At 62.3% G+C, this 23,875-nt stretch carries 25 protein-coding genes and 1 pseudogene; 7 read left to right on the top strand and 19 right to left on the bottom strand.

The genetic code is table 11. From position 1 onward, the window contains the following. Positions 1-159: 159 nt before the first annotated feature. Entirely contained in the window at positions 160-1,560 is a 1,401-nt protein-coding gene (locus tag JWQ90_RS06595; RefSeq protein WP_299691031.1) for a glycerophosphodiester phosphodiesterase family protein, read from the bottom strand. Between the two features lie 130 nt (positions 1,561-1,690). On the opposite strand from JWQ90_RS06595, the gene JWQ90_RS06590 reads away from it, so the two are divergent. Continuing rightward, positions 1,691-2,113, top strand: coding sequence for an HIT domain-containing protein (locus JWQ90_RS06590; protein ID WP_299691029.1), 423 nt, complete (start codon positions 1,691-1,693; stop codon positions 2,111-2,113). A gap of 27 nt (positions 2,114-2,140) precedes the next feature. On the opposite strand, the gene JWQ90_RS06585 is transcribed toward JWQ90_RS06590, so the two are convergent. The 4 genes from JWQ90_RS06585 to JWQ90_RS06570 form a co-directional block, all read right to left on the bottom strand. After that, positions 2,141-3,250, bottom strand: coding sequence for a metallophosphoesterase (locus tag JWQ90_RS06585; protein ID WP_299691027.1), 1,110 nt, complete (start codon positions 3,248-3,250; stop codon positions 2,141-2,143). Positions 3,251-3,656: 406 nt separating this feature from the next. Then, positions 3,657-5,111, bottom strand: coding sequence for a M20/M25/M40 family metallo-hydrolase (locus JWQ90_RS06580; RefSeq protein ID WP_299691025.1), 1,455 nt, complete (start codon positions 5,109-5,111; stop codon positions 3,657-3,659). A 78-nt stretch (positions 5,112-5,189) separates the two neighbouring features. Then, positions 5,190-5,459 carry a DUF2277 domain-containing protein gene (locus JWQ90_RS06575; RefSeq protein WP_299691022.1) on the bottom strand — a complete coding sequence of 90 codons (270 nt, stop codon included), beginning with the start codon at positions 5,457-5,459 and terminating at the stop codon, positions 5,190-5,192. Between the two features lie 219 nt (positions 5,460-5,678). Next, complete coding sequence (locus JWQ90_RS06570; protein ID WP_299691019.1) at positions 5,679-6,635, bottom strand: PHB depolymerase family esterase; 957 nt, start codon at positions 6,633-6,635, stop codon at positions 5,679-5,681. Between the two features lie 274 nt (positions 6,636-6,909). Between JWQ90_RS06570 and JWQ90_RS06565 the strand changes: the two genes are divergently transcribed. Then, positions 6,910-7,890: a transglycosylase SLT domain-containing protein gene (locus JWQ90_RS06565; protein ID WP_299691017.1), complete on the top strand. Its 981-nt coding sequence runs from the start codon at positions 6,910-6,912 to the stop codon at positions 7,888-7,890. Between the two features lie 82 nt (positions 7,891-7,972). Here the strand turns inward: JWQ90_RS06565 and JWQ90_RS06560 are convergent, their stop codons facing one another. From JWQ90_RS06560 to JWQ90_RS06550, 3 genes are all read right to left on the bottom strand, one after another. After that, positions 7,973-8,440: an N-acetyltransferase gene (locus JWQ90_RS06560; RefSeq protein ID WP_299691014.1), complete on the bottom strand. Its 468-nt coding sequence runs from the start codon at positions 8,438-8,440 to the stop codon at positions 7,973-7,975. Positions 8,441-8,541: 101 nt separating this feature from the next. Continuing rightward, positions 8,542-8,775, bottom strand: a complete 234-nt coding sequence (locus tag JWQ90_RS06555) for a hypothetical protein (protein WP_299691011.1) — start codon at positions 8,773-8,775, stop codon at positions 8,542-8,544. Between the two features lie 95 nt (positions 8,776-8,870). Next, entirely contained in the window at positions 8,871-9,629 is a 759-nt protein-coding gene (locus JWQ90_RS06550) for a VOC family protein (RefSeq protein ID WP_299691009.1), read from the bottom strand. Here JWQ90_RS06550 and JWQ90_RS06545 point away from each other — a divergent pair. The 3 genes from JWQ90_RS06545 to JWQ90_RS06535 all read left to right on the top strand — a co-directional run bounded on the left by JWQ90_RS06545 (position 9,628) and on the right by JWQ90_RS06535 (position 13,835). Continuing rightward, positions 9,628-9,810 carry a hypothetical protein gene (locus tag JWQ90_RS06545; protein WP_299691006.1) on the top strand — a complete coding sequence of 61 codons (183 nt, stop codon included), beginning with the start codon at positions 9,628-9,630 and terminating at the stop codon, positions 9,808-9,810. The genes JWQ90_RS06550 and JWQ90_RS06545 overlap by 2 nt on opposite strands. A gap of 121 nt (positions 9,811-9,931) precedes the next feature. Beyond that, positions 9,932-13,015 (top strand): ligand-binding sensor domain-containing diguanylate cyclase, encoded by a 3,084-nt coding sequence (locus JWQ90_RS06540; protein WP_299691003.1) that lies wholly within the window; start codon positions 9,932-9,934, stop codon positions 13,013-13,015. A 262-nt stretch (positions 13,016-13,277) separates the two neighbouring features. Further along, positions 13,278-13,835 carry a hypothetical protein gene (locus JWQ90_RS06535; protein ID WP_299691000.1) on the top strand — a complete coding sequence of 186 codons (558 nt, stop codon included), beginning with the start codon at positions 13,278-13,280 and terminating at the stop codon, positions 13,833-13,835. 95 nt (positions 13,836-13,930) lie between these two features. On the opposite strand, the gene JWQ90_RS06530 is transcribed toward JWQ90_RS06535, so the two are convergent. The 3 genes from JWQ90_RS06530 to JWQ90_RS06525 form a co-directional block, all read right to left on the bottom strand. Further along, the gene (locus JWQ90_RS06530; RefSeq protein ID WP_299690997.1) at positions 13,931-14,323 is read right to left on the bottom strand and encodes a hypothetical protein; all 393 of its coding nucleotides are present in this window, start codon (positions 14,321-14,323) and stop codon (positions 13,931-13,933) included. Positions 14,324-14,407: 84 nt separating this feature from the next. Further along, positions 14,408-14,662, bottom strand: a complete 255-nt coding sequence (locus tag JWQ90_RS29135; RefSeq protein ID WP_366919454.1) for a choice-of-anchor tandem repeat GloVer-containing protein — start codon at positions 14,660-14,662, stop codon at positions 14,408-14,410. A 589-nt stretch (positions 14,663-15,251) separates the two neighbouring features. Beyond that, positions 15,252-16,028, bottom strand: a complete 777-nt coding sequence (locus JWQ90_RS06525) for an SHOCT domain-containing protein (RefSeq protein ID WP_299690994.1) — start codon at positions 16,026-16,028, stop codon at positions 15,252-15,254. 137 nt (positions 16,029-16,165) lie between these two features. Between JWQ90_RS06525 and JWQ90_RS06520 the strand changes: the two genes are divergently transcribed. Continuing rightward, positions 16,166-16,990 (top strand): HDOD domain-containing protein, encoded by an 825-nt coding sequence (locus JWQ90_RS06520; protein ID WP_299690991.1) that lies wholly within the window; start codon positions 16,166-16,168, stop codon positions 16,988-16,990. Between the two features lie 130 nt (positions 16,991-17,120). On the opposite strand, the gene JWQ90_RS06515 is transcribed toward JWQ90_RS06520, so the two are convergent. Then, the gene (locus JWQ90_RS06515; RefSeq protein WP_299690988.1) at positions 17,121-17,309 is read right to left on the bottom strand and encodes a hypothetical protein; all 189 of its coding nucleotides are present in this window, start codon (positions 17,307-17,309) and stop codon (positions 17,121-17,123) included. 333 nt (positions 17,310-17,642) lie between these two features. On the opposite strand from JWQ90_RS06515, the gene JWQ90_RS06510 reads away from it, so the two are divergent. After that, the gene (locus JWQ90_RS06510) at positions 17,643-18,359 is read left to right on the top strand and encodes a hypothetical protein (protein ID WP_299690985.1); all 717 of its coding nucleotides are present in this window, start codon (positions 17,643-17,645) and stop codon (positions 18,357-18,359) included. Between the two features lie 324 nt (positions 18,360-18,683). Here the strand turns inward: JWQ90_RS06510 and JWQ90_RS06505 are convergent, their stop codons facing one another. The 7 genes and pseudogenes from JWQ90_RS06505 to JWQ90_RS06480 all read right to left on the bottom strand — a co-directional run bounded on the left by JWQ90_RS06505 (position 18,684) and on the right by JWQ90_RS06480 (position 23,399). Next, a complete protein-coding gene (locus JWQ90_RS06505; protein ID WP_299690982.1) occupies positions 18,684-19,034 on the bottom strand; it encodes a HigA family addiction module antitoxin in 351 nt (116 codons plus the stop codon). 11 nt (positions 19,035-19,045) lie between these two features. Beyond that, positions 19,046-19,171 (bottom strand): annotated as a pseudogene (locus JWQ90_RS29130) (type II toxin-antitoxin system RelE/ParE family toxin); the annotation flags it as partial. A 150-nt stretch (positions 19,172-19,321) separates the two neighbouring features. Then, positions 19,322-19,936, bottom strand: a complete 615-nt coding sequence (locus JWQ90_RS06500) for a PIN domain-containing protein (protein WP_299690979.1) — start codon at positions 19,934-19,936, stop codon at positions 19,322-19,324. A gap of 558 nt (positions 19,937-20,494) precedes the next feature. Next, the gene (locus JWQ90_RS06495; protein WP_299690976.1) at positions 20,495-20,836 is read right to left on the bottom strand and encodes a hypothetical protein; all 342 of its coding nucleotides are present in this window, start codon (positions 20,834-20,836) and stop codon (positions 20,495-20,497) included. 236 nt (positions 20,837-21,072) lie between these two features. Next, positions 21,073-21,330: a helix-turn-helix transcriptional regulator gene (locus JWQ90_RS06490; protein ID WP_299691119.1), complete on the bottom strand. Its 258-nt coding sequence runs from the start codon at positions 21,328-21,330 to the stop codon at positions 21,073-21,075. A gap of 92 nt (positions 21,331-21,422) precedes the next feature. After that, the gene (locus tag JWQ90_RS06485; protein ID WP_299690973.1) at positions 21,423-21,749 is read right to left on the bottom strand and encodes a type II toxin-antitoxin system RelE/ParE family toxin; all 327 of its coding nucleotides are present in this window, start codon (positions 21,747-21,749) and stop codon (positions 21,423-21,425) included. A 789-nt stretch (positions 21,750-22,538) separates the two neighbouring features. Next, positions 22,539-23,399 (bottom strand): GIY-YIG nuclease family protein, encoded by an 861-nt coding sequence (locus JWQ90_RS06480; RefSeq protein WP_299690970.1) that lies wholly within the window; start codon positions 23,397-23,399, stop codon positions 22,539-22,541. Between the last annotated feature and the right edge of the window lie 476 nt (positions 23,400-23,875).

Below are 23,875 nucleotides of genomic sequence, written 5' to 3'. Positions count from 1 at the left end.
GCGACCGAAGCCGACCGCGGAGGGGGCGTGAAGGCGCGGCGCTATCGTCCGCCCCCATCCCAGCCTTCCCCCGCAAGCGGGGGAAGGAGCAGAAAAATTGCATCGTCGTGTCGGAGTCAATGTGTCGCCGTATTGGGTAGGCGATGAACCGCTGCCGCTTTAGTTCCCGACTTCGTCCAGATACTCCGCTCGCGCCGCGAAGCCGGTGTTGGCGAAGTCGGTGAATACGCCGTCGATGCCGGCCTTGAAGAACTGGATGAACTCGGCTTTCGGGTCGCCCATGTACGCGCCCGGCAGATAGCGGGTCTCGTCGCGGAAGGTGTAGCTGTGCACGAACAGGCCGGCTGCATGCGCGTCCGCGATCAGGCGGGTCGGCGTCACCTTGTTGACGTCGGCGAGCGTGCAGTTGAATGGGGTGCCGTCGGCGCCGGTCGCCGGGAACGGCGAGATCGTCCAGGACATTACCTGCGGCTTCCAGGGGCCGATGCCGTCGGCATAGGTCTTGATCTCGGCCAGGCCCTCGGGCGTCAGCATCACGCCGAAATAGCGCGGGTCGCCGGCCAGCGTCCAGCTGTACGGACGGCCGTCGACGAAGTTGTAGACGTCGTCGGTCTGGTAAATCATCGCGCCGGTCTTGTAGTCGACCGCGTTGCCGTCGACCAGCTGCACCAGCCGCGTCTTCAAACCCGCCGAGCGCAGATACTTCAGGCTCGCCGGATCGAAGCTCTGCACCATGATCGGCGCATCGACGCTGTTCAGACCGTTGTCGTTGATGATCTTGACGATCGCGTCTTCGAACGGATGCGTGCTGCCGGCAGCGCCGCAGCCATTGGCCAGCGCCTGCTGGTTGTTCCAGTACGGATTCTTGCTCTCCGGATACACCGTAATCGTGCGCTTCAGCGAGCTGCTCTTGGCCTTGGCGATGTCGATGATCTCCTGGAAGCTCAGCACCGGGTAGACACCATTGAGTGCGGTCGGGCGCTCGGCGCGATCATCAAAGGTGGTGCCGTATACCCACTGCTTGAGTTCGGCCAGCGTGAAGTCGGTGATGGACCAGTCGCCGGTGTGATCCTCGCCGTCAACGATCAGCGATTTCAGCACGGATTTCGGATCGGCCGGATCGGTGAGGTCGCTCAGGTACTGCGCCGGGCCGCCGTACACCGCGACGTCATAAGTCACGTTGACCAGCACGCCGGGCACGGTGCGCTTGCGCGCGGCGACTTCGGGCACCGACTCCGCGACTTCGGCGATCGTGGTGTTGTCGCTGAGCCAGGGATTGTGGCGCGCGACCAGCACACAGTCCTTGCTCAGGTGCAGATCTTCTTCCAGCGAATCGGCACCGGCATCGGCCGCGTTCTCATAGGCCGGCTGCGTCTCTTCCGGATAGAGCCCGGGCAGGCCGCGGTGACCGATGACCAGCGGCACCGAGCCGTCGAGCGTCGGCAGCGGCGCGGTATCGTCGCCGCCGCTGCCGTTGTCGTGGCAGGCGGACAACAGGCTCACAGCAAGCAGCACGGCTGCGGTGCCGCACAACACAAAATGCTTTTTCTGAAGGCTCATGCGTCTTCCCTGGCATAGTTGGCCGGGGCACTCTACGAAGCACGCTTGACGGGCAGATGACGGCTGCGCATGGTGTCGACCGGCGTCGCCCGTCGCAATAAAAACTCCCCACCATCAGAGCTCGGACATCATGACCTACGACCCGCAGAACCCTTTCGCCAAAATTCTTCGCGGCGAGCTGCCCTGCTTCAAGCTGTACGAGGACGAGCAGACGCTGGCCTTCATGGACATCATGCCGCAGTCCGACGGCCATGCGCTGATCATCCCCAAGGAAGCGGCGGTGACGATCCTGGAGCTGTCCGAGGCCAGCACGATGGCCTGCATCAGGGTCACTCGACAGATCGCATTGGCGGTGCACAAGGCGCTGAACTGCGCCGGCATCCAGGTCATTCAAGCCAACGGCCCGGTGGCCGGCCAGACCGTGCCGCACCTGCACTTCCATGTGATCCCGCGCTACGAGAAGACACCGCTGGTGATGCACGCCGCGAAGATGGGCGATCCGGCAAAGATCAAAGCGCACGCCGAGAAAATCATCGCGGCGCTCCAGGCCTGAATCGAAGGCTGATTCGAACCGGCACGCCTACTGGCAGCTCGTCAGCGGGTCGGTGCAATAGGGCACGTTGGTCCAGCTGAAGACATCGGCGCTGCGCGGGTCGATGGTCAGCCGCAGCCATTCCGAGGGCGCCGTGGTGGAACCCTGCACGGTGATCCGCGTGAGGTTGGGCACCGGCTGCGTATCGTGGATCATGCCCGTGGTGCTGGTCGGATCGGCCAGCGGCTGGTCTTCCTCGTAGACGTGCGTGTCGCCATTGAGCAGCAGGACCGGGCGACCGAAGCTGACGCTGAGATCGGCCAACTCCTGCACGAACGGCGTGTACTGATCGAGCCCGGCGCCACCCGAGGCGGTGGCTTCGGGGTCCCACATATTCGCCTGCAGTATCACCACAACAGCGCTGGCATGGTCCGCAATCGCGCGATCGAAGCTGTACTGCAGCCAATGCATGTCGGCGGCGCTGCGCTCGGCGACTTCCTGCGACTGCGCGGCCGGATCGGCGAAGATGCCGGTCCACGGCACGGTGTCGTTGTTGGAGCCGCCCGGCATGTTGAACGTGGCGAACACCACGTCGTTGTCTTCCCACATCACATTCTCGACGTAGTGCGCGTCGCTGGGGTAGGCCGGGTCGTAGTGCTTGGCCTGGCTCAGCACCTGCTTCTCATGCTGGCCGAGCGTGCTGCCGGCCTTGGCGAAGAACAGGCTGCGCACGCTCGCCAATTCTTTGAGCGGCGCGCCGCTGCTGAACTGCTTGCTCTTGTGGCAGTCGGTCCACTCGTTGTCGCCGGGCGTGTAAACAAACGGATCGTTGAACTGCTGAAACTGGTAGTAGATCGTCTGGTTCCAGCCCGGGTTCGACGTCGTGATCGGCGGCAGGATGCCGGCGCTGGTGCAGGCCATGCTGCCGGAGTGAATGTCGCCGACATGGACGACCTGACTGACGGCTTTGTCGGAGTTGATCGAGTTGATCAGCAGCGGCGCGTTGTCGAGCAGCAGCTGGTTGTAGGGCCAGTCGCCGAACACCGCGATGGTGATCGGACGCTTGGAACGTGCCTCGTTCTGGGTGCCGGCGGGTTGTGCGGCGTACGCAGATGCGGCGCTGGCGAACAGCAGCACTGCGGTGAGTATTCTTTTCATGGGTGGCGCTCCCTTCGAGGTCGGCGCGCGACCGTAAGCCGGGCTTATTTCAATTCCGTGAAATCGGCGCAGCGATCTCCCGCGCGCGCCGCCATGACGCGGCGCGCCGGATCGAGAGGTGGCAAAAATTAATTTTTGGCAATGCAGCGAATCAGGCTGGCTGGCGATACGCCGCTGCGCAGCGGCGATTAAGGCTTAGGCGAGCCTTGTGATCCTTTTCGCTGCGTTCGATGCTGCCTCGAAGGGGCGGATGAGGGACTTGGAATCCGCGCAAACCTCAGCCCTCATCCCTCCATGAACCTTGCACAGACCGTAGGGCGGGTCGTGACCCGCCGTTTTGATGTCCCCGAGGAAAGCGGCGGGTCACGACCCGCCCTACGGTCTGCGCTTGCGCCGCGAGTTGCGCCTAACGCCCCTCGATCGGCGCGCGGTCCAGCGGCTGCGGCATTTCGGCGAGGTAATACGCGAGCACCGCCAGCACCGCGGTCTGCCGGCGCAGCGCCTGCGGGTCGATCTTGTCGAGCGTGTCGGCGGCGGTGTGGTGCAGATCGAAATAATGGCGGCCATCGACCAGCGGCGCAAAGCCCGGCACACCGGCGATCTGCAGCGGTGCGATGTCCGCGCCCGCTTCGCCGCCGCGCGTGTCCTGCACGCCGGCGCCGATACCGCGCAGCACCATGCCCACCGGTGCCAGCAGCTTCATCTGCGCATCGCTGATCGCGCCGCTGATGCCGAGCGGGCCGGCCAGGCCGAAGTCGCTTTCGATTGCGGCCGACTGCGTCGCGATGCTGTCCTTCACCGATTCGAAATAAGCCTTGCCGCCGCGCCCGCCGTTTTCCTCGTTCATCCACGCAATCGCCCGCACCGTGCGGCGCGGCGTGATGCCCAACGACTTCAAGACCTGCACCGCGCCCATCGCCGCGGCCACGCCCATGCCGTCGTCCATCGCGCCGGTGCCCAGATCCCAGGAGTCCAGATGGCCGGACACGATCACGACTTCATCGGGCCGCTCGCGGCCGGGCACGTCGGCGAGCACATTGTGGCTGTCGGCGTCGGGCAGCGTCTTCGGCGTCAGCAGCAGCTTCATCGTCACCGGGCCCTGTGCGGCGAGACGTTCGATCAGCATCGCATCCTCCGCGCTGAGCGCGGCGGCCGGGATCTGCTTGCCGCCGTCTTCCCACTTGGTCGCACCCGTATGCGGCAAGCGATAGTTGGCGCCGCCGACCGAACGCACCAGCGTCGCCGCGGCGCCGAAACCGGCCGCCACCGCCGGCCCGATGAAGCGCGGCTCGCCCGCCTGGCCATAGGCCTGGCCGGACTGGCCGTTGTCGGCGAGGTTTTGATCGAAGGCCACGCTGATCAGCACGATCCTGCCCTTGGCTTCTGCAGCGCGCGTCTTCAGCTCGGCGACGCTGTGCACGATCAACACCGGCGCGACCAGGCCTTTGGCGGGCGTCGCGGACGAGCCGCCGAGCGCGGTCAGATGCAGCGGCTGGGTGATGCCTTGCGGCCGGCCTGCGTATTCGACGAGTTCGGCGCGCTCTTCGCCGCGCACCCAGTGCGGCACCTTGACCGGCTGCAGTGTCACGGTGAGACCGGCCGCCTTCATCGCGTCGGATACCTGCGTGACGGCGGCCTCCGCACCCGCGGAACCCGACAGACGTGGGCCAACCTTGTCGGCAAGATTCGACAGCGTCTGCCAGGCGAAGTCGCTGCTCATCGCGGCGTCGCGGATGCGTTCCAGCGTCGCGATGTCGACGGCCGGCGCATCGGCAGCTGAGGTGGTTTGCGCGAGCGCCCCGCCCGAACCGGCGGCCAGCAAAACAGCAGCGACAGGCGACAGCAGACGATTCAGATGCATGCACTACTCGCAATGAGGTTCAAGAGGCGGAGTGTGTCGCAAGGCCCATACCCGGCCAAACGCAGCGGAGGCATCGCCTTAGCGTACAAATCGCTTCGCCGATTCCGCCGCGGCGCGGGCGCGCTCGATCTCGCGATCCTTGGGCGGCGCCAGCGTGATCAGCGAGCGGATCAGCGCTTCCGCCGCCGCGCTGACCTGGTCCACCGCGTGATTGAACGCGGCTTCGTTGAGCTTCGACGGCGCGTTGAAGCCGCTGAGCTTGCGCACGAACTGCAGCGATGCAGCGCGAATCTCGTCGTCCGTTGCCGGCGGCTCGAAGTTGAACAGGGTTCGGATGTTCCGGCACATAAAAATCTCCTGTAGACCAACACGCCGATGCTGGTTGTCGTGCCGACCGAAGCCTGCATCACGCGACGAATGCGAATGGCTCAACAAGGCAGTAGGTTGGGGTGAGCGCAGCGAACCCCAACATCGGCGCGGACTTCATGTTGGGGTTCGCTGCGCTCACCCCAACCTACACGCTACACGCCGGCGGGATGATGGGTAGATGCGCTGCTATGTCTGCCATCACTTCGGATGCGCCTGGAAAAACGCCCAGATCAGATCGGTCGCATTCAGGGACTGGCTGGGCGTGTCGCCGCGACGGCTGCCGGGCTGGCCTCCGGGCCAGGCGTGGCCGTTGTCCTTGACCAGGTAGAGCTCGACGGCCTTGCCGCCCGGGCACGTATACCGCCACTGCGTGGTCGTGGCCTGGTCGATCTGTTGCGGCGGCGAGGCGCAGGCATCGGCTGCTGCCCAGAACCTGGCTTGGTCGAGCATCGGTCGCGCCGGCATTCCATCCCAGGCGCTGGCGCCGCGCCCGCCGGGGGCGCCGCCGGCGTTCGGCACGTTTTGGTCGAGCGCCCCGTTGATCATCAGCGCCGACAGCGGACCGGCGGGCTGCGGCTCGTCGCCGAATACAGTCGCGACCACGGGCACGATCGCCGCCAGCCGGCCGGAGAGGGCGATGCCGAGGCGGTGCGTCATCATGCCGCCGTTGGACATGCCCGTCGCATAGATGCGCCCGGTGTCGATCGGGTAGCTCTGCGTGAGCTTGTCGATCAGCGCATTGATGAAGCCGACATCGTCGACCTGCTTTTCCATCGCGTAACCGCAGCAATGCACGGCGTTCCAGGTCAGCAGCCGGCCCTTCAGCCGGCCGCTGCCTTCGGGATAGGCGACGATGAAGCCCTCCTTCGAAGCCTTGGCGGTGAAGCCGGTCATGGTTTCGGCGTTGTCGGCATTGCCGCCGCCGCCGTGCAGTACCAACACCAGCGGTACGCGCCCTTTGTCCGGCCTCAGGTCGGCGGGCACGCGCAGCAGGTAGTGCCGCTCGATGCCGTCATGAACCAGGGTCTGTCGTCCCGCAGAGGCCTGCTCCGCCTGGCCTGCGGCCGGCGCCGCGGATGCGAAGTGCGGCAGCAGCGCCGCCGCGATTGCGATCAAAACCGGCATTCCGAGCCGTCGCATCCGGATCATGCTCATGTCGATGGACGTCCTATTCCACGCGGTTTTTGAACTTTACCTGGGTGCGGCACAAAAGTCGGGTGCTGGCACAGTGTTTGCGGCCGGCTGAACCCACAACTTATTGCTGCATCGATCGCCGCACCCAACGATGGGCGTGGCGAACACCCGGACGAAGGCGTCTGGCCCGAGGTTTTTCCTCGGACCAGACGCCTTTTTTGTTGCGCCGCCCGGACCGATCGCAGTGCTCCCCCGCTGTGTACGAGGGAGACATCGGGGCTTTAGGGAAGCGGATATGGACACGGAACCCAGTTACCCACCTATCCACCGGTCGATGGATCTCGAGGTGGACACGCGCGGGCGCTGGCTGGTGCGGTGGACCACGGTCGTGATCGTGTCTGGCAGCCTGCTGTGCACCCAAACCGTGCAGGATGCGCTGTCGCGCCTGGCGAACCTCGATTGGACTTGCCCCGGCGCGTCCTGCGCGCCGCCACCGGGCGTCGTGCACAGCAGCTTCCAGGGCGACGTGCGGCTCCTGCTGCCGCAGTACCGCGATCATTTTCGCGAAGCGGCCGAGCGCTCCGGCGTCGATTGGCAACTGCTCGCGGCGATCGGTTACCAGGAGTCGCGCTGGAACCCGCAGGCCGTCAGCCCCACCGGCGTACGCGGGCTGATGATGCTCACCAACGAAACTGCGGCCCTGCTGAAAGTGGACGATCGCGAAGACGCGGTGCAAAGCATCCACGGCGGCTCGCGCCTGCTGGCGCTGATCTTGCGCCGGTTGCCGCAGCAGATCCGCGGCCCGGACCGCATTGCGATGGCGCTCGCCGCATACAACCAGGGCCTCGGGCATCTGCTCGATGCGCGCACGCTGACCGCGATGCGCGGCGGCGATCCCGACCGCTGGGCCGACGTCCGCGACACGCTGCCGCTGCTCGCCGAGCCGCGGTGGTATTCACAGACGCGCTATGGCTACGCCCGCGGCGACGAGGCGGTCGGCTACGTCGCCGGCGTGCGCCAATACTACGAAGCCCTGCGTTCGGCGACCGATGAGCATGTGACGAAGCTCGCCAGCCCTGTTCTCGTGCAAACGCCGGCGAAACCGATCCCGATGCGACGCGCCGCCTCCCGCAACAAACTCAGCGCCTGCCTCGATCTGAGCCACATCGGCATCGCTCCCGCCCCGCGCACACCCGGGACCGATGGCAAATCGGCGGACCCGGCATCGTTCATCTGCAGAGTTCAAGTTGCCAGTGCGGAGCAGGCATCCCGATAAGCAGCGGCCAGAACGGCACTGCCTTGACGGGAACCGCTCGTAGGTCGGCATGCCTTTGCCGACGTGTACCTTCGACGCGTAGTCAGGGCCTGACGTCGGCAAGGGCATGCCGACCTACGGGCGTGAGCGCGGAAAGCTCCTTCTTCATGAAGAATCGCGAAAAACCTTCCGGGTAATTCGGCAGTTCGCCGAAGCAGACATAGCCGATACGTTCATAGAACGCGCGCGCCTGAAACTCGAAGGTGTCGAGCCATGCACCGTGGCAACCGCGGGCGGCGGCTTCGGCCTCCGCGAGCCGTATGATCTGCGTGCCGACTCCCTGGCCACGCAACTCTGTCGGAACGACAAGCAGCTGGGTGAAGAGCCAGCCATAAGCCGTGCTGCCCCACAAGCCGCCGATCGCAGCGTTCGCGGAGTCTCGAACCACAACGACGAGCGGACGGCCCTGGCTCGGGCCGGCCTGGCTTTCGTTGTAGGCGACCAGCGGCGCAACGATCGCCTTGCGAATGTCTTCATCCGCGACATCGGTAACAGCGAGTGAGTAATCCATGCGCTTTACTTGGGCAGGCTTTCAGGGGCAGGCGTCGATACATCATGTTCGCTCGTCCACAGCCGGCGGATCGGATGCCGCCACACTGCGGTGCCGACACACTACATGGTCGTTGACGCCACGGTGATGGCCACGAGTATCACACCGATCGCCACGGCGATGAGCACTCGGTACGACAACGGAACGGAATCGAATGCTGTCAGGGATGTTGCGGCCAGGCTGCCGGATTTTGTCGCGGTGTCGCGTTGGATCGTCATGTTGGTTCTGCCGAATCTGCTGAGGGGATGATGCCGATACTGGCGGTACCGGGCGCCGCCGGCATTGATCCAGATCATTTGATCATCCGCGCCGGCATGCTCGAACGAGTAACCGCGCTTTCAGAGACCAGCTGTAGGCCAACGGACGAAGCGTGCGGGCCGGCGGGGCCATCTCATTTCTCAACAGCAGCCAGGCCGAGATTGAACACGACACCATAGGGGTCCCGGATATAGCAACGCGGGACAGAGGCGTCTTCTTCGAGAACCGAGCAACCGGCAGACAGCAGCATGCGCTTCGCCGCTTGAACGTCATGCACGAGAAACTCGAACACCGGCCCATGCCGGTCTTCACCCTTTTCAAGGTAGAGGCAGAAAGCACCCGTCTCGAAGCCCATCAGCGCTTCGCCCCGATGCGTAATCGGAAGGCCTAGAACCGAAGCATAGAACTCCGTCGCCTGCTTCCAGGCATCAGTCCTGACAACAACATCGCGAGACGCTTTAAATGAAGCCGATAGCACCGCGGTTTTTTTTACCGCCGGCTTGATGAACTCCACGCGCCGGAAACGCAAAGCCGACCAGTCTTCATCGATGGCAACGGCCCGAACCGTATCGAAACCCGCGCGACGGATGACGCTCCATCCGGTGTCCCGGTTGAAGTCGCACTGGTAGTTCTTGGACGTCCCTTTCGGATAGGCAAACCAAAGCAGGGCATCGCCTTGAGCTTTGTCGGCAAGAGCCTGTGAGAGGCTGTCGACTTCCGTCTGCTTGACTGCGAACACCAGCGCGAAGTGCACCGCTTTTGCCTTCTTGAGATCACGCAGCACGCGGATCCCTTCGAGCGCCGTCAGCTCGGCCTCGAAGGAAGGCGGTGGGTTGACCACCACGATCTCGCAATGTTCTTTAAGGTTTAACTTCTCAAAGATTGAGCTCATGTCGTTCTCCGTTCAATGCGTCTGCCGCGGCATCGCCTGCTTCCCGATAAAGCTGCACATGTTCACCCTCGTCAACGAAGCGGCGATCGTCATCCCCAGTCCAGCACCAGCCGGCACCGCTGGTCAATTCCACGAGACCAATCCGCGGCTCCAATCGAAGGCTTTGCACCTCGGGACATAGCATGGGCGCGGACGCCGGCACGCTATGGCAGAGGCGTACGGTATTGAAGTTCCAGAGTCGGACGCCGCTATCGTGGAACGGCCCGAAGTTCTGAGGTCAGGTTCGCGCACGCTGGTTGCTCATGTCCGTCCCAAGACGCTGGTTTCACTGCTTGCTGACGGTGGTGTGGATATTCCCTGCCGCCGCCCTGGCCGCTCCCGCAGCGGACGCAGCGCCGTGGGCCGGGCTGTCGGACACCCTGTTCACCAACTACACGGTACCGGAGGCGGGGGCCGGCACCGCGCTGGCGCAGGACGGCAGCGGCTTCCTCTGGGTTGGCACCCAGGGCGGGTTGGCGCGCTGGGACGGTTATCACTTCCGCCGCTACACGGCCGACCCGCAGATGCCCGGCTCGCTGCCCGACAGCTTCATCCTGGCGCTGCACACTGACGATCGCGGACGCCTCTGGGTCGGCACCAGCGCCGGTGGCCTGGCGCGCTATGACGCCGAGCGCGATGCGTTCGTCGTCGTCGCCAGCCCCTCGGGACTGGGTGACGTCGCGGTGTGGGCGATTGCCGACGACGGCGGCGGCGGCTTGTGGGTCGGTACCGGCGCGGGCCTCGATCACGTCGATGCCAGCGGCGGCCGGCAGCGGACACCGGCCGGCGAGCCGCTGCCCCAGGGGCTGCCCGACGGCGGCGTGCAGGCGCTGCTGAACGATCGCGACGGCACGCTGTGGGCCGGCACACGCCACGGCCTGTGGCGGCGCGAGCGCGGCGCTCTGGCGTTCTCCGCGGTGCTGCTGGGGAGCGCGGAGGAAGCGGCGCCGGCCGTGGTCCAGCTGTACCAGGACAGCGCCGCGCGCATCTGGGTCGGCACCCGCCCCGGCGGCGCCTTCGTCATCCAAGCCGGCGATGTCCGTGCAGTGCGTGAAAGCGAACCGGTTTCGACTTTGCACAGCGATGGGGTGGTTTCGATCGTCGAGGCGGCACCCGGCCAAATGTGGCTGGGGACCGATGGTGGCGGCATCGTCACGGTCGATATCCAGAGCGGCACCACGCGGCGCATCCGCCACGCGCCGGACACACCGACGAGCTTGAGCGACGACGAAATCTGGGCGCTGTACCGCGATCGCAGCGGCCTGGTCTGGGTGGCCACCGGTACCGCCACCAGCCAGCACGATCCGCAGCAGCGCGCCGTCGCCACGCTGCTCGGCGGCCCCGGGCGAACCAAGGGCATCAGCAACGCGAATGTGTACGCGCTGCTGCCGCTGCCCGACGGCCGAGTCTGGCTGAGCGCGGGTGCCGGCATCGACATCGTCGACCCACTGCTCGGCCGCGTCGGGCAGCTGCGTCCCGACCCGGCGCACGCCGGCACCGCGCTGCCCAAGGGGCGCGTCCAGGCGCTGGCCAGCGACGGACTCGGCTCGGTCTACATCGCGACCCAGCAGGGCCTGTACCGCAGCGATAGCGCCGGCCAGCACCTGCTGCGCCTGAACGTGCCGGGGCGCAGCCCGACCGCGGGAGTCCGGGCGCTGTGCTTCGACGCGGGCGTGCTGTGGCTGGGCGGCGCGCTCGACGGCCTGTGGGCGCTGGACCTGCGCGCCGGCGACGGCAAACCGGTGCTTCTGCGTCATGAGGCGGGCACCGCGCTCGGCGATGCGCGCGTGACCAGCATCCAGCGCGGCAGGGACACGGCGCTGTGGGTGGGCACTCGCAGCGGGCTCGCCCGGCTCGACACCGCCTCCGGCGCGATCGAACGCCTGCCCGCCGATCCGGCCGATCCGAGCCGCCTGCCGAACGGCTTCGTGTCGTCGACCCTGGTGGATCGCCGCGGGCGTTTGTGGGTGTCCACGTTCGGCAGCGGCGTCCAGGTCGAGCAGCCGCGCGCCAGCGATGGCGGCTGGCGTTTCCGCCGGCTCGGCGTGCGCGATGGGCTGCCGCAGGCCGGCGTCGACAAGCTGCTGGAAGACGCGCATGGCGATATCTGGGCCAGCACCGACAATGGCCTGGCGCTGATCGACGCGGACAGCTTCACGATCCGCACTTTGCAACAGCCACAAGGTGTCGGGATGGGCTCGTTCTGGACCAACTCCGGCGCGGTGGGCGCCGCCGGCGAGCTGCTGTTCGGCGGCACCGGCGGCCTCGTCGTCGTGTGGCCGCAGCGCATGGCGCCGCAGGCGTATCGTCCGCCGGTGGTCATCACCGAAGCACGCAGCCGCACCGCGAGCTTGCCGGCCGGACGCTTCAACCAGACACGGAGTTCATCGGCTCCGCTCGAGATTGCGCCCGGCGACCGCGCGCTCAGTATCGAGTTCTCCGCGCTTGATTATTCGGCCCCGGCGCGCAACCGTTACGCCTACCGTCTGCGCGGTTTCGACGCCGACTGGGTCGCGACCGAACCGGACAGCCGGCTGGCCAGCTACACCAACCTGCCGCCGGGCAAGTACACCCTGGAGCTGCGCGGCTCCAATCGCGATGGTGAATGGTCGGAGCCACTGCGGATGCCGGTCCGCGTGTTGCCGGAGTGGTACCAGACCTGGTGGTTCCGCGCGGCTGCGGGCTTCTGCGGGCTCGGGCTGCTCGGCGCACTGGTGCAGGCGCGCACCTTCTACCTGTTGCGCCGCCAGCGCGAACTCCGGGTACTGGTGACAGAACGCACTGCCGAGCTGGAGCAGCGCAGCGAGGAGCTGCGCGAGAGCCAGCGCCAGCTGGAAAAGATCGCCTACGCCGACTGGCTGACCGGTCTGCCCAACCGGCGCAGCTTCGAGGAAGCCCTACGCCGGTGCGTTGCACAGGCTTTGAGTGACGGCAAGCCGTTCACGCTGCTGCTGATCGACCTGGACAGTTTCAAACAGATCAACGACACGCTCGGCCACGACGCCGGCGACGCCCTGCTGATGGCCACCGCGGCCCGGCTGAAGCTCGCGCTGCGCGAAGCCGACCACCTCGCGCGCATGGGCGGCGACGAATTCGCCTTGCTGCTGACGCGGGCCTGCGAACGCGAGACCGTCGACGTGGTCTGTCGCCGCATCGTGACCAGCCTGGCCGAACCGGTGCCGTTCAAAGGCGCGGTGATGCAGATCAGCGCCAGCATCGGCTGCGCGCAGTGCCCCAGCCAAGGCGCCGACGCTTACGCGCTGTACAAGGCCGCCGACATCGCGCTCTACGATGCCAAGAGCAGCGGCCGCAACACCTGGCGCTGCTACGGAGAGTCCGGGGCATGAGCCGCACGTAGGTCGGCAATCCCTTGCCGACGTGTACCCTTCGATGCGCACCCGGGGCCTCACGTCGGCAAGGGATTGCCGACCTACGACTTAGTCGTCCGAGGCCCGGACGGAATCCGAGCCGTTCGACCTTTTGCTAACCTCGTCCTCCGTGAAACCAAACAAGGTGGCACTGGTGCCTGATGCTCATTCGCCGGACGGGCCCGTTCGTAGCTGGCGCAGCTTTTTTTCCCATCTATTCATCACGACCGTTGGCCTGCTCATGGCATTGAGCCTCGACGGCATGGTCGAGTGGCACCAGCATCGCAGTCTGGTACGCGACGCCGAAGCCAGCTTGCGTGGAGAAATCACGCGCAATGCCCAGGGGATGGACCAGGCATTAGCCGATCTGCAGAAGACCCGGGAGTCGCTGGCGCGCGATGTCGGGATTCTCAAGACCGTGATCGCCACCGGGAAGCTGCCTGCCGACAGCAAGATGGAGATCGCCAGCGGAATCCGCGTGCTCGAAAACGTCAGCTGGAAGACCGCGCAATCGACCGGCGCGCTCTCATACATGACGTACGAACAAGCCAGAAAATACGCCAGCATCTACGCGACTCAGGACTTGCTGATCGACAGCGAACAGCAGGCCGCGCGCGACGCCATCATCAGCGTCGCCCCGTTCCTGAACACGCAGGACGGCGACGCCGATCCGAGCCCCGAGCAGGCCGACGCCATCAAACAGAAGATCGAAGTGCTGCAGGGGCAATTGCTACTCGTCGGCTCGCTGATGCAGAGCCTGGACAGCGAATACAAAGCGTTCCTGGCTGCCCATCGCTGACAGGGCACTACGGCTGCAGCCTGGTCGTACCGGCTGCTTTTTTGAGAATCGGAGCGACGAAGAATAGATGGTTCCGAGCCTCGACTCTCGTCGGTTCAGAGCAGCTTTTCCCGAAACTGCACCACGTTGCCCTCCGGGTCGTAGCCATCACAGGCCCGGAATCCGCGGGCTTCAAACTCCTTCTTCCTGGGATGGAGCCCACCGCCGAATGCCTTGGCCTTAGCCCGAGCGGCTTCGATGCTGGCCACGGGGAAGATCAACTTCATCGCAGCGTTTTCACGAAGCGCCGGCGGCGACGTGATGTCGATCGACCTGGCGATCTTCGCCGGGATTCCATGAACGACGAGCTGAAAGTCCGCCGAATCCAGAACGATGAGTTCAGACTCAACATGGGTAACGCTCATGGGCACGATTTCTTCATAGAACCGCGCGATCCGAGTTACGTCCTTTGCAAACAGCACGGCGCCCGGCTTTTGCTGATCAGACATCTGCTCCCCTTTCTCTCCAAGCTCTACCCTACATGCGCGCCCAGCTTAACCCGCTGCGCTCGCAGGACCGCCACGACTGCGAACTTAGGGGGCTACCTCGAAAACATTGCCGTCGCCATACGTTCCTCCTGCTGACGTTGTTCCGTATAGATTTCCCGATGAATCAAACACAAGGCTGGCTGAGGGTCTTTCACCATTCTCGCCGTTGAAACTGGTGAGCTTGGTAAGCGCAGCAGCGAATGCCGGATTTCGAGACGAGATGGCTACAAGACAAAAGACAACTACCAATTTATGACAATTTACGGGTATTCGTAGAACAAATTTTCTGATTCCTCTCATTCCGGCTTGCTCCTGCCAATATCAAACTACCCAAGGCTTTACTTCGATGAACTGTCCAAACCAGCAGCAATTCGTGTGCCCAACGAGAACGTAGAAAACGCCAACTATTCGCGATTCGCCGCATCTAAATCTCGTATGCCTGGGGAACGTAAACGCAAGCCCTCAGCGACAGGATCAGGAATGCCGATGTCGCCGGGTGTCTGCAATCCCTAGCCAATCTTTTTGCGGGAAGCCTTTTGCGGAGTCGGCGCCACCAAAAACGTTTGAGAAAGCTCCCAAATCCGCCGTATGAGCTGGTCGGGCTGCCAGCCTTGCTCGGCGACGAAGCGCGCCGCTATCGCCTTGGGCGGTATCGCGGCTCGCGCCTGCCTTCGGATGCCTGGCGCGAAGCACTCGGCCGTCGCCGAATTCATCCGTGACGATCTTCCTTAGTACCTCGGTTCCCAAGTACGGTCACGAAGGCGCACGCGGAGTTTTGCCACTGGCAAGGCGCGACGACGAGGCATAGCCCGCTATGGCGAGGAGTCGCAACGCCGCCAGGCGCGAAAATCCGCCGCGGATTCGTGACCGTACTGGGGAAACGAGGCACTTAGATGCGGTTCAGCAACTCGCTTTTCTTGCTGTTGAATTCGTCGTCGGTCAGCGCACCCGCGTCGCGCAGGCGCGCAAGCTTTTCGATCAGGCCGATGATGTCGTCGGTCGACGAACCGCCGAGGCGCGGGCTTGCTACCGGTGTCGGAGCAGACACAGCGGCGTCGTTGTAAGCCGGAATGAAGGCCGGAGCGGGTGCGGCAAAATTGTTCTGCGGCGGCGCAGCCAATCCGGGCCCGGAAACGATCGGCAGGCTGTTCACCGAAACCGATCCATACTGGCTGCTGAAAGTCAGGGAAGTGTCGCCGCCCTGCTGCTGGCTCACGCCGCCAATGCTGTGGCTCAGCGTGTCGTAGACCGTGACCTGGCCGTTGGATTCCACCGCGAGCCGCTGCGGGAACACGGCGTAGCGGATGTTGTTCTGGCCGCCGCTGCTGAAGGGGCTGCCGAGGCCGGCAGGCCACCACTGATTGCTGCCGACGGAGCCGGCCGGCGCCGCAGGGAACATCTGCAGGTTCGCCAGTGCGTTCGACAGCTCGTTGCACAGATTGTCGACGGTGTTCTTGAGACCGTAGTTGAACATATCGCCGACCATGGTCATGCCGCCGCGCATCCACTGGCCGCCGCCACCGAGTTCGGGACAGTAGAACTGCGCCATCGTGCCGCCGCCGTTATTGACGGCTACCAGCATATGCACCACCGCGCCCTGGCTAAGGCCGTAGCGGCGCGCCAGATCATCGACGACGTTCTGTCCTGCGGAAGTGAGCTGCTGCATGAGGTTTTGCCTGGGAAATGCGACGGGGGGCGCATCTTACAGGCCCTTTGTCTCAGGAAATGCAGCGGTGACCAAAGAAGCGCTAAAGGTTCCTGGACTTGCGGCCGACAAGGCAATACGTGCCACCGGAGTGCATGATGTCCAGCCAAGCGAGTCTGTTCGAACAACTCAACCAACTGCCGCCGATTCCCAAGGTGGTGCGCGATCTGATCGCCGCCTTCGAAGCGCCTGAGGTCGACATCGACCGTGTCAGCAAGCTGGTCAGCGTTGATCCGCTGCTGTCGACGCGCCTGCTGCGCATGGCCAACTCCGCTTTCTATCGCCGCTCGGGCTCCGTCAACCGGGTGCAGGACGCGGTGATTTTTCTGGGGATGAACACCGTGCGCAACCTGGTGCTGGCTTCCGGCATGAGTACCAGCGTGCGCTTCCCGGCCAACTTCCCGTCGCGCCCGTTCTGGCGCTATTGCCTGCACACGGCGGTGGCTTCGCGCTACCTCGCCCGTAACTCGCGGCTGGACCCTGAAGTCGCCTTCACCATCGGCCTGATCCGCGCCGTCGGTGAGCCGCTGATCTATGGTGCACTCGGCGACGAAGCCGGAGCCGTCGATGCGATGGCGCCGTTCTACGACCGTGGGCGCGCAGCCTTCGAGCATCAGCGCTTCGGCCTGTCGTTCATCGAATTGGGCGCCGAGCTGGCCAACCGCTGGCATTTTCCCGAAGCGATGACGGCCGCCCTGCGGCAGTCGCAGGCTCCGCAAGAAAGCGATTCGAGCTTTCGCATGGCCGGCGTGGTACAGCTCGGCGCCTGGGCCGCCGGCGACCTCGAAAGCGGCGACACCGCCGCCCCGGAGCCGGCCACTGTGCGCCTGATGCAGCGCCTGGGGCTACCACTCGAAGTGTTGGTCGACATGCCGCCGCTGGCACAGCTGTCCGAGGGCCTGGAGTCGCTGGTCGCCGCCTGAGGGCCACTCGGGGCTGCGCGTGGTTCTTCAACCAACCGTGGCACGTCCCCGATTACGCCACTTTAGCGTTCCACAAGCCAACGGCGCGAAGTTCGTTCGCACCGTTCACCACGTTGACGCTACAACTTGATCATCTGCTGACCAGCACCGCAACCTGATTGTCATTGCGCAAGCCCGCATCGCCGAAAGCGTCGGTTTGGATCTTGTCGGATGGCACAACGGCATTGATCAACGCTTGACGAACGTTAACGACCCGGTCGGCCTTGGCACCATCGATTGCGAGCCGGGAGGACGGATTCTGACCGACGTAAGACGCCACGTCCTGCGCCTTCTGGTAGTCGGATGTCGGAATTCTGTCGCTGCTGCCACTGAACGTGTAGTCCCGGTAAGAACTCCAGCTGCACCCTAATCGTACGTGACGATTCGTACAGAGCTAACGCACTACAATCGGACGGGTCGGTACGCTGGAGCACATGCTGCAAGCGAGAAAAAAAGGGGGCGCACCCTGAGGTATCCCCACAATTTTCTTCACAAGCAGCGGGTGGATCACAGAGATGGCGCGCAGCCTGAGCCGGCCGCTGCCATCCGAGCCACACGATAGATATGCATCGGTCCGCATCAATGCGGGGGGCGATAGATGATATTCGGTTTCATGAGCGGTGGTCTCAGCTACGATCCGGCGACGGTGGTGGCGAACACGTCGCAGAATCTGGTGTGGGTGCTGGGTGCCTGCATCGTCTCGTTCATCGGCGCCTACATGCAGTATTTTGGCGCGATCCAGATGGGCTTCAAGCACAGGACCCACTCGATCCCGCTAGTTGGCAACCTCTGGTTCTTCTCCCACGACACCACGTACGTGATGAACTTCCACCACTGGTTCAACGAAGTGGATTTCTGGCTGGTTCGCGCTTTCTGGGTTGCGCTGCTCGTCTTTGCCACTTGCGAATGCGTGGTCACCTACCAGATCCTGCGTTTCTCGCGTCGCGACTTGTTTCCGGGCATGAGTCTGCCCCAGGCGCTGACCCGTTATGTCGGCCTGCAGTTGTTCACCTACGGCCTGTTCTGGTGGTTCATGTCCATGATCAAGGACCCGTATTATTTGCTGTCGTTCACGACTACGGTCGTGCTGGCGCCAATGTTCAACATTGCGATGATGCGCGCGCGCGGCAGCCGCAAAGGCTTCTCGCCGTTCTTGCTGACCGGTTTCGTGCTGCTGACGGCGGGCTTCTGGGCGTGGATGTTCCTCAGTGATCCGTATTTTCTGCAGCCGTTCTTCTGGCTGGTGGCGATCGGCAATATCGGAATCAGCGTCGCGGCGATTTTCTACTTCCGCAAGCTGCCCGAATACCGGGCGCCAGCGACTAGCTGACTCGACATACGGTGCCGGCACCGCAACGGCGACTACTGCGGGCGCCTGAGTTGCAGGCCGCTGCGCCTGTCCTCGACTGGCGTGACACGACGCCCTTCGGCTTGAAGGTGGTTTTTAGGCCAATCGGAACTGCGCCTGGTTCTTCAAACAACGCTGGTAGGTCCGCGATTACACGCGGACTCCGACACCACCGCTGATTCTGCTGGACCTCATTCCCGATCCGAGGTCGGTGGGAGGTGCCGCGGCAGATCCCATACGCGAATCATCGCGAAGCCGCAGCGGGACGATGTTAGCGCTGCCTTCACCAAGGCCCAACGCCAGCGCTCAGCCGCGTTTTTGCCGCAGCGAAGCGGAGGCGGAAACGGCTGGAGCGCCTAGTTGGACGGCGGCCGACCACGGCCTGATTTTAGCTAGCTCGCTACTCAGGGCACGTTCTGCCACCTCGGTGTCATGCGCCACCTGGGCGCGAAGCCAATATCCATTGGACAGCCCGAAGAATCGGCAAAGCCTGAGGTCCGTGTCGGCCGTGACCGCTCTCTTTCCGAGAACAATATCTCCGATTCTTTGGGCAGGAACGCCGACTTCCTTTGCCGGCCTGTACTGGGAGATGCTCATTGGTTTGAGAAACTCCTCGGCGAGAAGCTCTCCTGGTGTAATCGGCTTGAGTTTCCGCACGGTCTCGATCCTCAGTGATAGTCCACTATTTCGACGTCTGCAGCCCCGGATGGTGTCCATTTGAAGCAGACGCGCCACTGATCATTGACCCGAATACTGTGCTGCCCGGCGCGACTTCCTTGTAGTGCCTCCAAGCGAGCGGCGGCTCTGCCGACAACCTACTCTCTCCGATTGAAGCAGACTTCCGGCGGCAGAGACGTCCGCCTGGAACGCCTGGTTGGGCGGCGCCGAAGCGGCAATCTGCTCTGTATGCGTCGTGCCATGGCTTTCACAACTTCTGCGCACGCTTAGAAGGCATATGTGATGGTGGTTCCGTTCTGAGAGATTTTCCCGGCGTCGATCATCGCGGCGATGATGTGCTCGATTTCATCCTTACCGATTTTCTTCTGAAACATCGAGCTGATCGATTGCGTGAGCGTCTTCCTTCTCCGGGGCCTGGACTTCTTCTCAGACTTTCCGAGCACTTCAAGCACACGTCCATAGTTGGACGAATCCGTTACGGGTTTCGCAGCCGGCTTAGGCGTTGGCGATTTAGGCGTCGGAGGTCTGGGTATTGGCAGGCTTCCGATGCGCTTGCATGTCACTCCGACGCTGTTGAGGTGACGGAGCAAGGGATCGAAGCCCTTATCGTTCGACAGAACGGTACAGCTGGTCCCGTTTCCTAGGGCCTGGACCCGTCCGAGTTCGCACGCAATGAAGAAATCGAGGGCATTGTGGCCACTCGCGTCTACCCTACGCCACTCCAAGCGATCACCGAGCCGCTGCGCTGCCGTAACCAGATCGATTGGAACCGATTTCTGTGAGGCCCCTGTGAACACGATGACCTTGCACCCGCTGCCTATCTGACCCAGATCAACAGTAGGTACGTTCTCGAAATCAACCAGGATAAGCTCATCCGTCATCTTCTCGCACCAGGATATATGTCAACTACGCCATATTCTGCCGCAGAAGCCATGGAGCCGCGGATTCAGAGCTACCGCATTAAAGCCGCCCAACGCCTAAAGCTCAGCCACGTCGGCTGAAGCGCCTTGTTGGGCCAGCACGCACTCACTGTAGAAAGCCCTCAAGTATTGCCCTGGTGCTGCCCTGCCGAGGCCATGACTGAACACCAAGGCGTAGCCACGCATTGCGTAGGCCCGCTTCGGACTTGCCCGGAAACTGCGCCAAGAATTGACTTAGCTCCATTAACACTGCGGCCCGCTCTGACGGGCTGAGTTGGACCAGATACGCGTGACCACCAGATGCAATGTCAGGAAACATGAGCGAGAAGTCCTGATGGAACCACGCCGCGAACTTTTGTAGCGGACTGCAGCCAGCGGGAAGAAAACTTTTCACTTTAGGCCCAACGCACAAGCTCAGCCGACTTTTTGCCGCGACGGCAAACTCTGCTGAAACCAACCGGGGCCGAGCAGCAAAAGGGTCAGCCGGAGCGCCTTGTTGGGCATAACCTGAATGAATTTTTAGAGGCCGGGAAACTTTCTGTTATACAGCGCGCCTAGGACAATGGCGAAAGCTGCCCACACTTTTGACGTAACGTCCTGAGCGCCTTCAAGCGCGGCATAACCTGCCTCAGGGTTTCCATGCGCAGGGAAATGAAAGAAGTGCTCGTAGAAGAACCAAATTGGCGGGCCGAGCGCCCAGAGTCCCAGCATTAGTAGTGCGAGGTTTTTTGCCCTGTTGCCTCTGAACTTAGGATTGCCAATAAACCAGGCGCAACCCAGAAATACGATGACGGCAAGGGAGCCGAAAACGGGAATAGATAAAGCACATTCAAGATAAAGCGGCGGGGTAACGATAGACATGGAGTGCTCCGAGAAGGCGTGCTTAACGATTAGTGAGACGTCTCTGTTATGCCCAACGAGGCTGTAGAAAAATGTTCGAGCGCCCGCCCGAACTGCCAGAAAAGCGGAAACCTATACGCCTACATTGAATTCTGACGCGCTCGACTTCAACGAGTCGATCAGAACTCGCGCAGGGAGGGTTTCTCGCTCGACTTTCAGTGCCCGATTTCATTTTTCTACAGCCTCAACGCCGAGGTTCAGCCGCGGCCGCGCCGGAGCGCCAGCGGAGGCGTGGACGTCGGCTGGAACCTATTGTTGGACCGGGAACTCCGAACAAACTTGAGTTGCAGCTCGCAACCCACAGCCTCTGCATATCGCTTGAGCGTGTCAATGGATGGCGAGTGCTTGCCGCTACCCAATGAGGACTCTAGCCGGGTGATTGCCGGCGCCTGAGTGCCCATACGTGCCGCTACATCAGCTTGGCTCAAACCCGCTTTGGTGCGCGCTCCGAGCATTTGCCGAAGTAGCTCAAACTCAGGGCCAAGAGCCTCATACTCTGCCTTCACTCCTGGCCGAGCGAGTGCCGTTTTCTTGAGATCGCTGTGCTTCATGATTTCTTTACCTCCGCCAGCCGCTCTCGGGCCAGCTTCAACTCTTTGGGTGGTGTCTTGTCTGTCTTTTTGACAAAGCCATGGAGCATGACGATTCGCTGGCCGATGAGCGTGCAATAGAAGACGCGCGCGATTCCTTCTTTACCCTTGATTCGAAGCTCAAAGAGACCATCGCTCATGGCGCGAGTGTGGGGCATGCCGAGATTAGCCCCGAACTCCAGCATCATCTCTGTGAGTTTCAAATACCGCGCCAATAGCCCATCAGGCAGCCCCAGTACGAAGGACTCCACGGCTTCAGTGTGGTACGCGATGTTCCATGCCATGACACCAATGGTAACATATATGTTATGTGCGCGTCAGTCCTCACCTCTAGGTCCAACGCTAGGTTAACGCGCGGTCCAACGCCCGAGTTCACCGGTGGATTTGCCGGAGCGCAGCGGAGGCAAATACGTCCGGTGGAACGACCTGTTGGGCCGAGTAGGCTTGGTTAACCATAGACTCTTCTCAAAATTGGCCTTGACCGGCCGGCGATGAACAAGCGAATAAAGATTTTACGTCCCGCAACGACATCGTGGCTCGTGCTGAAATGGCGTTGCTCACGGAACTGCATAGTGATGCTCGAATGCGCGTTAACCCTGATGTCTCCGTAGTCTTCTCCCGGGTTGTCAAGGCTTGATTCTTTCCATCTTGGAAAGTGTCGCTCTCGCCAGACGAGCTCCCAGTGAGTGATCATGAGCGGAACAGCGCCAAGATTCCGAATTATTATTTCGTTTCCTATGTCTTCGTTATCGGTAAAGCTGGGGTCAATTTCTATCCGGAGGCGCGCTCTCCAGACCTCCGACAGCTTTATGGCTGCGAGGAGTGTCGACAGGATAGCTCCCCATAGTGCAATAGGGCTTGAGTCAGCCAATAGTGCGCTCATTCTTCTTTGGCCCAATACCCGGGCTCACCCCCGGATCTGCCGTAGCGAAGCGCAGGCAAATACGTCGGGTGCAGCTCGTTGTTGGGCCATTTTGCGCCGACCATTGATTAGCAAGCCTCGAATGCCGTGTTGCTACTGCTCTGGTGGTTAAGCTGAGGTTGGACATGCTGCGCTCAATCTGGCTGTGGTGCTAAGCCGCACCCAGCAGCTTCACAGTTGCCACGCTGTATTTACGTGTCCGATGGGAAACAGTGCGACAACCGAGTTCGATCTTCACCTTGGCATTAACCAGTCCGGAATCCTCTGCCTTCTTATAAAAAGTCTCCCAGTCGTACCACCCCTCCGGGTGCGTTGTGTGGCCGAGGCGCTCTCCGATATTGGCGACCACATCTCCCATTGGCCCTAGCAAGTTTTCCAAGAGGGTGATGGCAAAATCGACGCAAGGATATGCACTGGCCTTGTTGTTCAACCTGCGCATTTGTCTTTGTGCGTCGTCCCATGATCCGCCAGCAGTACAAGTCAAACCGTCCGTGGTGAATCTGTACTCAGGAGGGTCACCAGCTTGGATAGCCTTCTTCAATATGAAGTCCACATTGGGTGTTAGAACCATAGAGCCTATGCAAGAGTTTTTACCTAGAGGTATCGAGCCGGCGAACAGGCCCGAACTTTCGGCCGAAAGCCAGCTATCGACCTTAAGGGTGGCGTTTTCCGCTAGCCTTGATTCTCCCGAATTCCCGAAATTAGTTGCGTCTATGAGAGGAAACAATGTCTCCAAGCGGATCAAAACTTTTACAACTTCTTGGAACGGCACCCGAAAAAATTCTCTATTGCCGCTGACTCTGAGGGCTTTCTGCGTGAGAAGTTGGTGAGCGCGCTGTTCTGCGACAACACAATCCGACACCTCGATCGAATACCCGACCATGAAGGGTGTAGGAACGCCGGTAACCGATGAAAGCTCCTTCGCACGCTCGTCCGGATTACGTGTGGTATGTCCCACCTTCACCACGTCTGGCATGGAAGGATTGATAAGCGCGTAGACGTAACCCCTCATGGGAACCTCACGAGTAAGAGATTTTCGGGCTGACTTATTAGCGGATATATGGTGGCTGCTCGACGTTTATTCTTTGCTACGAAAGCCAGATGTAAAACTCAATCTCCCGATTACGAGCATTGCCACCCGTTTTTATAGCCCAACGCGGGAGTTATGCCGCGCCGACGGAGCGAAGCGTAGGAGGGAACGACCGCCGAAGGCGGGCGCGTCGGCATGAACTCCTGGTTAGGACCTCGGACACAACGTCGGTTCGACGGTTCAAAGTCACTCTCTCCCTAAAAAGCGCCGAGCTCGCCGCAACAGACGCTCCCTACAAAGCTTCAAAATCCGGTCCGCAAGAACTTGTTTTGCGGACCGGATTTTGAAGCTTTGTAGTAGCACGATTGCGTCTGTTTATACAGCCCGCTTTTCGCTTTACAGTTTCCGATTTCATTTTAAAAGTTTCTAACTGCCCTTTTTTACGGGGTCCTAACGCC

The organism is Hydrocarboniphaga sp. (genome assembly GCF_028291725.1).
In the GTDB taxonomy this organism is placed as follows: Bacteria; Pseudomonadota; Gammaproteobacteria; order Nevskiales; family Nevskiaceae; genus Hydrocarboniphaga.
Note: the sequence above shows the minus strand (reverse complement) of the source record. Positions and strands in the feature narration are given on the sequence as shown.

Coding starts and splice junctions, on each gene's coding strand:
- JWQ90_RS06500 (WP_299690979.1), bottom strand. CDS start 19,936: ATGACGGATGAGCTTATCCTGGTTGATTTCGAGAACGTACCTACTGTT.
- JWQ90_RS06585 (WP_299691027.1), bottom strand. CDS start 3,250: ATGAAAAGAATACTCACCGCAGTGCTGCTGTTCGCCAGCGCCGCATCT.
- JWQ90_RS06495 (WP_299690976.1), bottom strand. CDS start 20,836: ATGTCTATCGTTACCCCGCCGCTTTATCTTGAATGTGCTTTATCTATT.
- JWQ90_RS06530 (WP_299690997.1), bottom strand. CDS start 14,323: ATGTCTGATCAGCAAAAGCCGGGCGCCGTGCTGTTTGCAAAGGACGTA.
- JWQ90_RS06490 (WP_299691119.1), bottom strand. CDS start 21,330: ATGCTCGGAGCGCGCACCAAAGCGGGTTTGAGCCAAGCTGATGTAGCG.
- JWQ90_RS06535 (WP_299691000.1), top strand. CDS start 13,278: ATGGCATTGAGCCTCGACGGCATGGTCGAGTGGCACCAGCATCGCAGT.
- JWQ90_RS06545 (WP_299691006.1), top strand. CDS start 9,628: ATGTCGTTCTCCGTTCAATGCGTCTGCCGCGGCATCGCCTGCTTCCCG.
- JWQ90_RS29135 (WP_366919454.1), bottom strand. CDS start 14,662: ATGAGAGGAATCAGAAAATTTGTTCTACGAATACCCGTAAATTGTCAT.
- JWQ90_RS06565 (WP_299691017.1), top strand. CDS start 6,910: ATGGACACGGAACCCAGTTACCCACCTATCCACCGGTCGATGGATCTC.
- JWQ90_RS06560 (WP_299691014.1), bottom strand. CDS start 8,440: ATGGATTACTCACTCGCTGTTACCGATGTCGCGGATGAAGACATTCGC.
- JWQ90_RS06520 (WP_299690991.1), top strand. CDS start 16,166: ATGTCCAGCCAAGCGAGTCTGTTCGAACAACTCAACCAACTGCCGCCG.
- JWQ90_RS06595 (WP_299691031.1), bottom strand. CDS start 1,560: ATGAGCCTTCAGAAAAAGCATTTTGTGTTGTGCGGCACCGCAGCCGTG.
- JWQ90_RS06485 (WP_299690973.1), bottom strand. CDS start 21,749: ATGGCATGGAACATCGCGTACCACACTGAAGCCGTGGAGTCCTTCGTA.
- JWQ90_RS06480 (WP_299690970.1), bottom strand. CDS start 23,399: ATGAGGGGTTACGTCTACGCGCTTATCAATCCTTCCATGCCAGACGTG.
- JWQ90_RS06540 (WP_299691003.1), top strand. CDS start 9,932: ATGTCCGTCCCAAGACGCTGGTTTCACTGCTTGCTGACGGTGGTGTGG.
- JWQ90_RS06550 (WP_299691009.1), bottom strand. CDS start 9,629: ATGAGCTCAATCTTTGAGAAGTTAAACCTTAAAGAACATTGCGAGATC.
- JWQ90_RS06590 (WP_299691029.1), top strand. CDS start 1,691: ATGACCTACGACCCGCAGAACCCTTTCGCCAAAATTCTTCGCGGCGAG.
- JWQ90_RS06570 (WP_299691019.1), bottom strand. CDS start 6,635: ATGAGCATGATCCGGATGCGACGGCTCGGAATGCCGGTTTTGATCGCA.
- JWQ90_RS06510 (WP_299690985.1), top strand. CDS start 17,643: ATGAGCGGTGGTCTCAGCTACGATCCGGCGACGGTGGTGGCGAACACG.
- JWQ90_RS06525 (WP_299690994.1), bottom strand. CDS start 16,028: ATGCAGCAGCTCACTTCCGCAGGACAGAACGTCGTCGATGATCTGGCG.
- JWQ90_RS06580 (WP_299691025.1), bottom strand. CDS start 5,111: ATGCATCTGAATCGTCTGCTGTCGCCTGTCGCTGCTGTTTTGCTGGCC.
- JWQ90_RS06575 (WP_299691022.1), bottom strand. CDS start 5,459: ATGTGCCGGAACATCCGAACCCTGTTCAACTTCGAGCCGCCGGCAACG.
- JWQ90_RS06555 (WP_299691011.1), bottom strand. CDS start 8,775: ATGATCTGGATCAATGCCGGCGGCGCCCGGTACCGCCAGTATCGGCAT.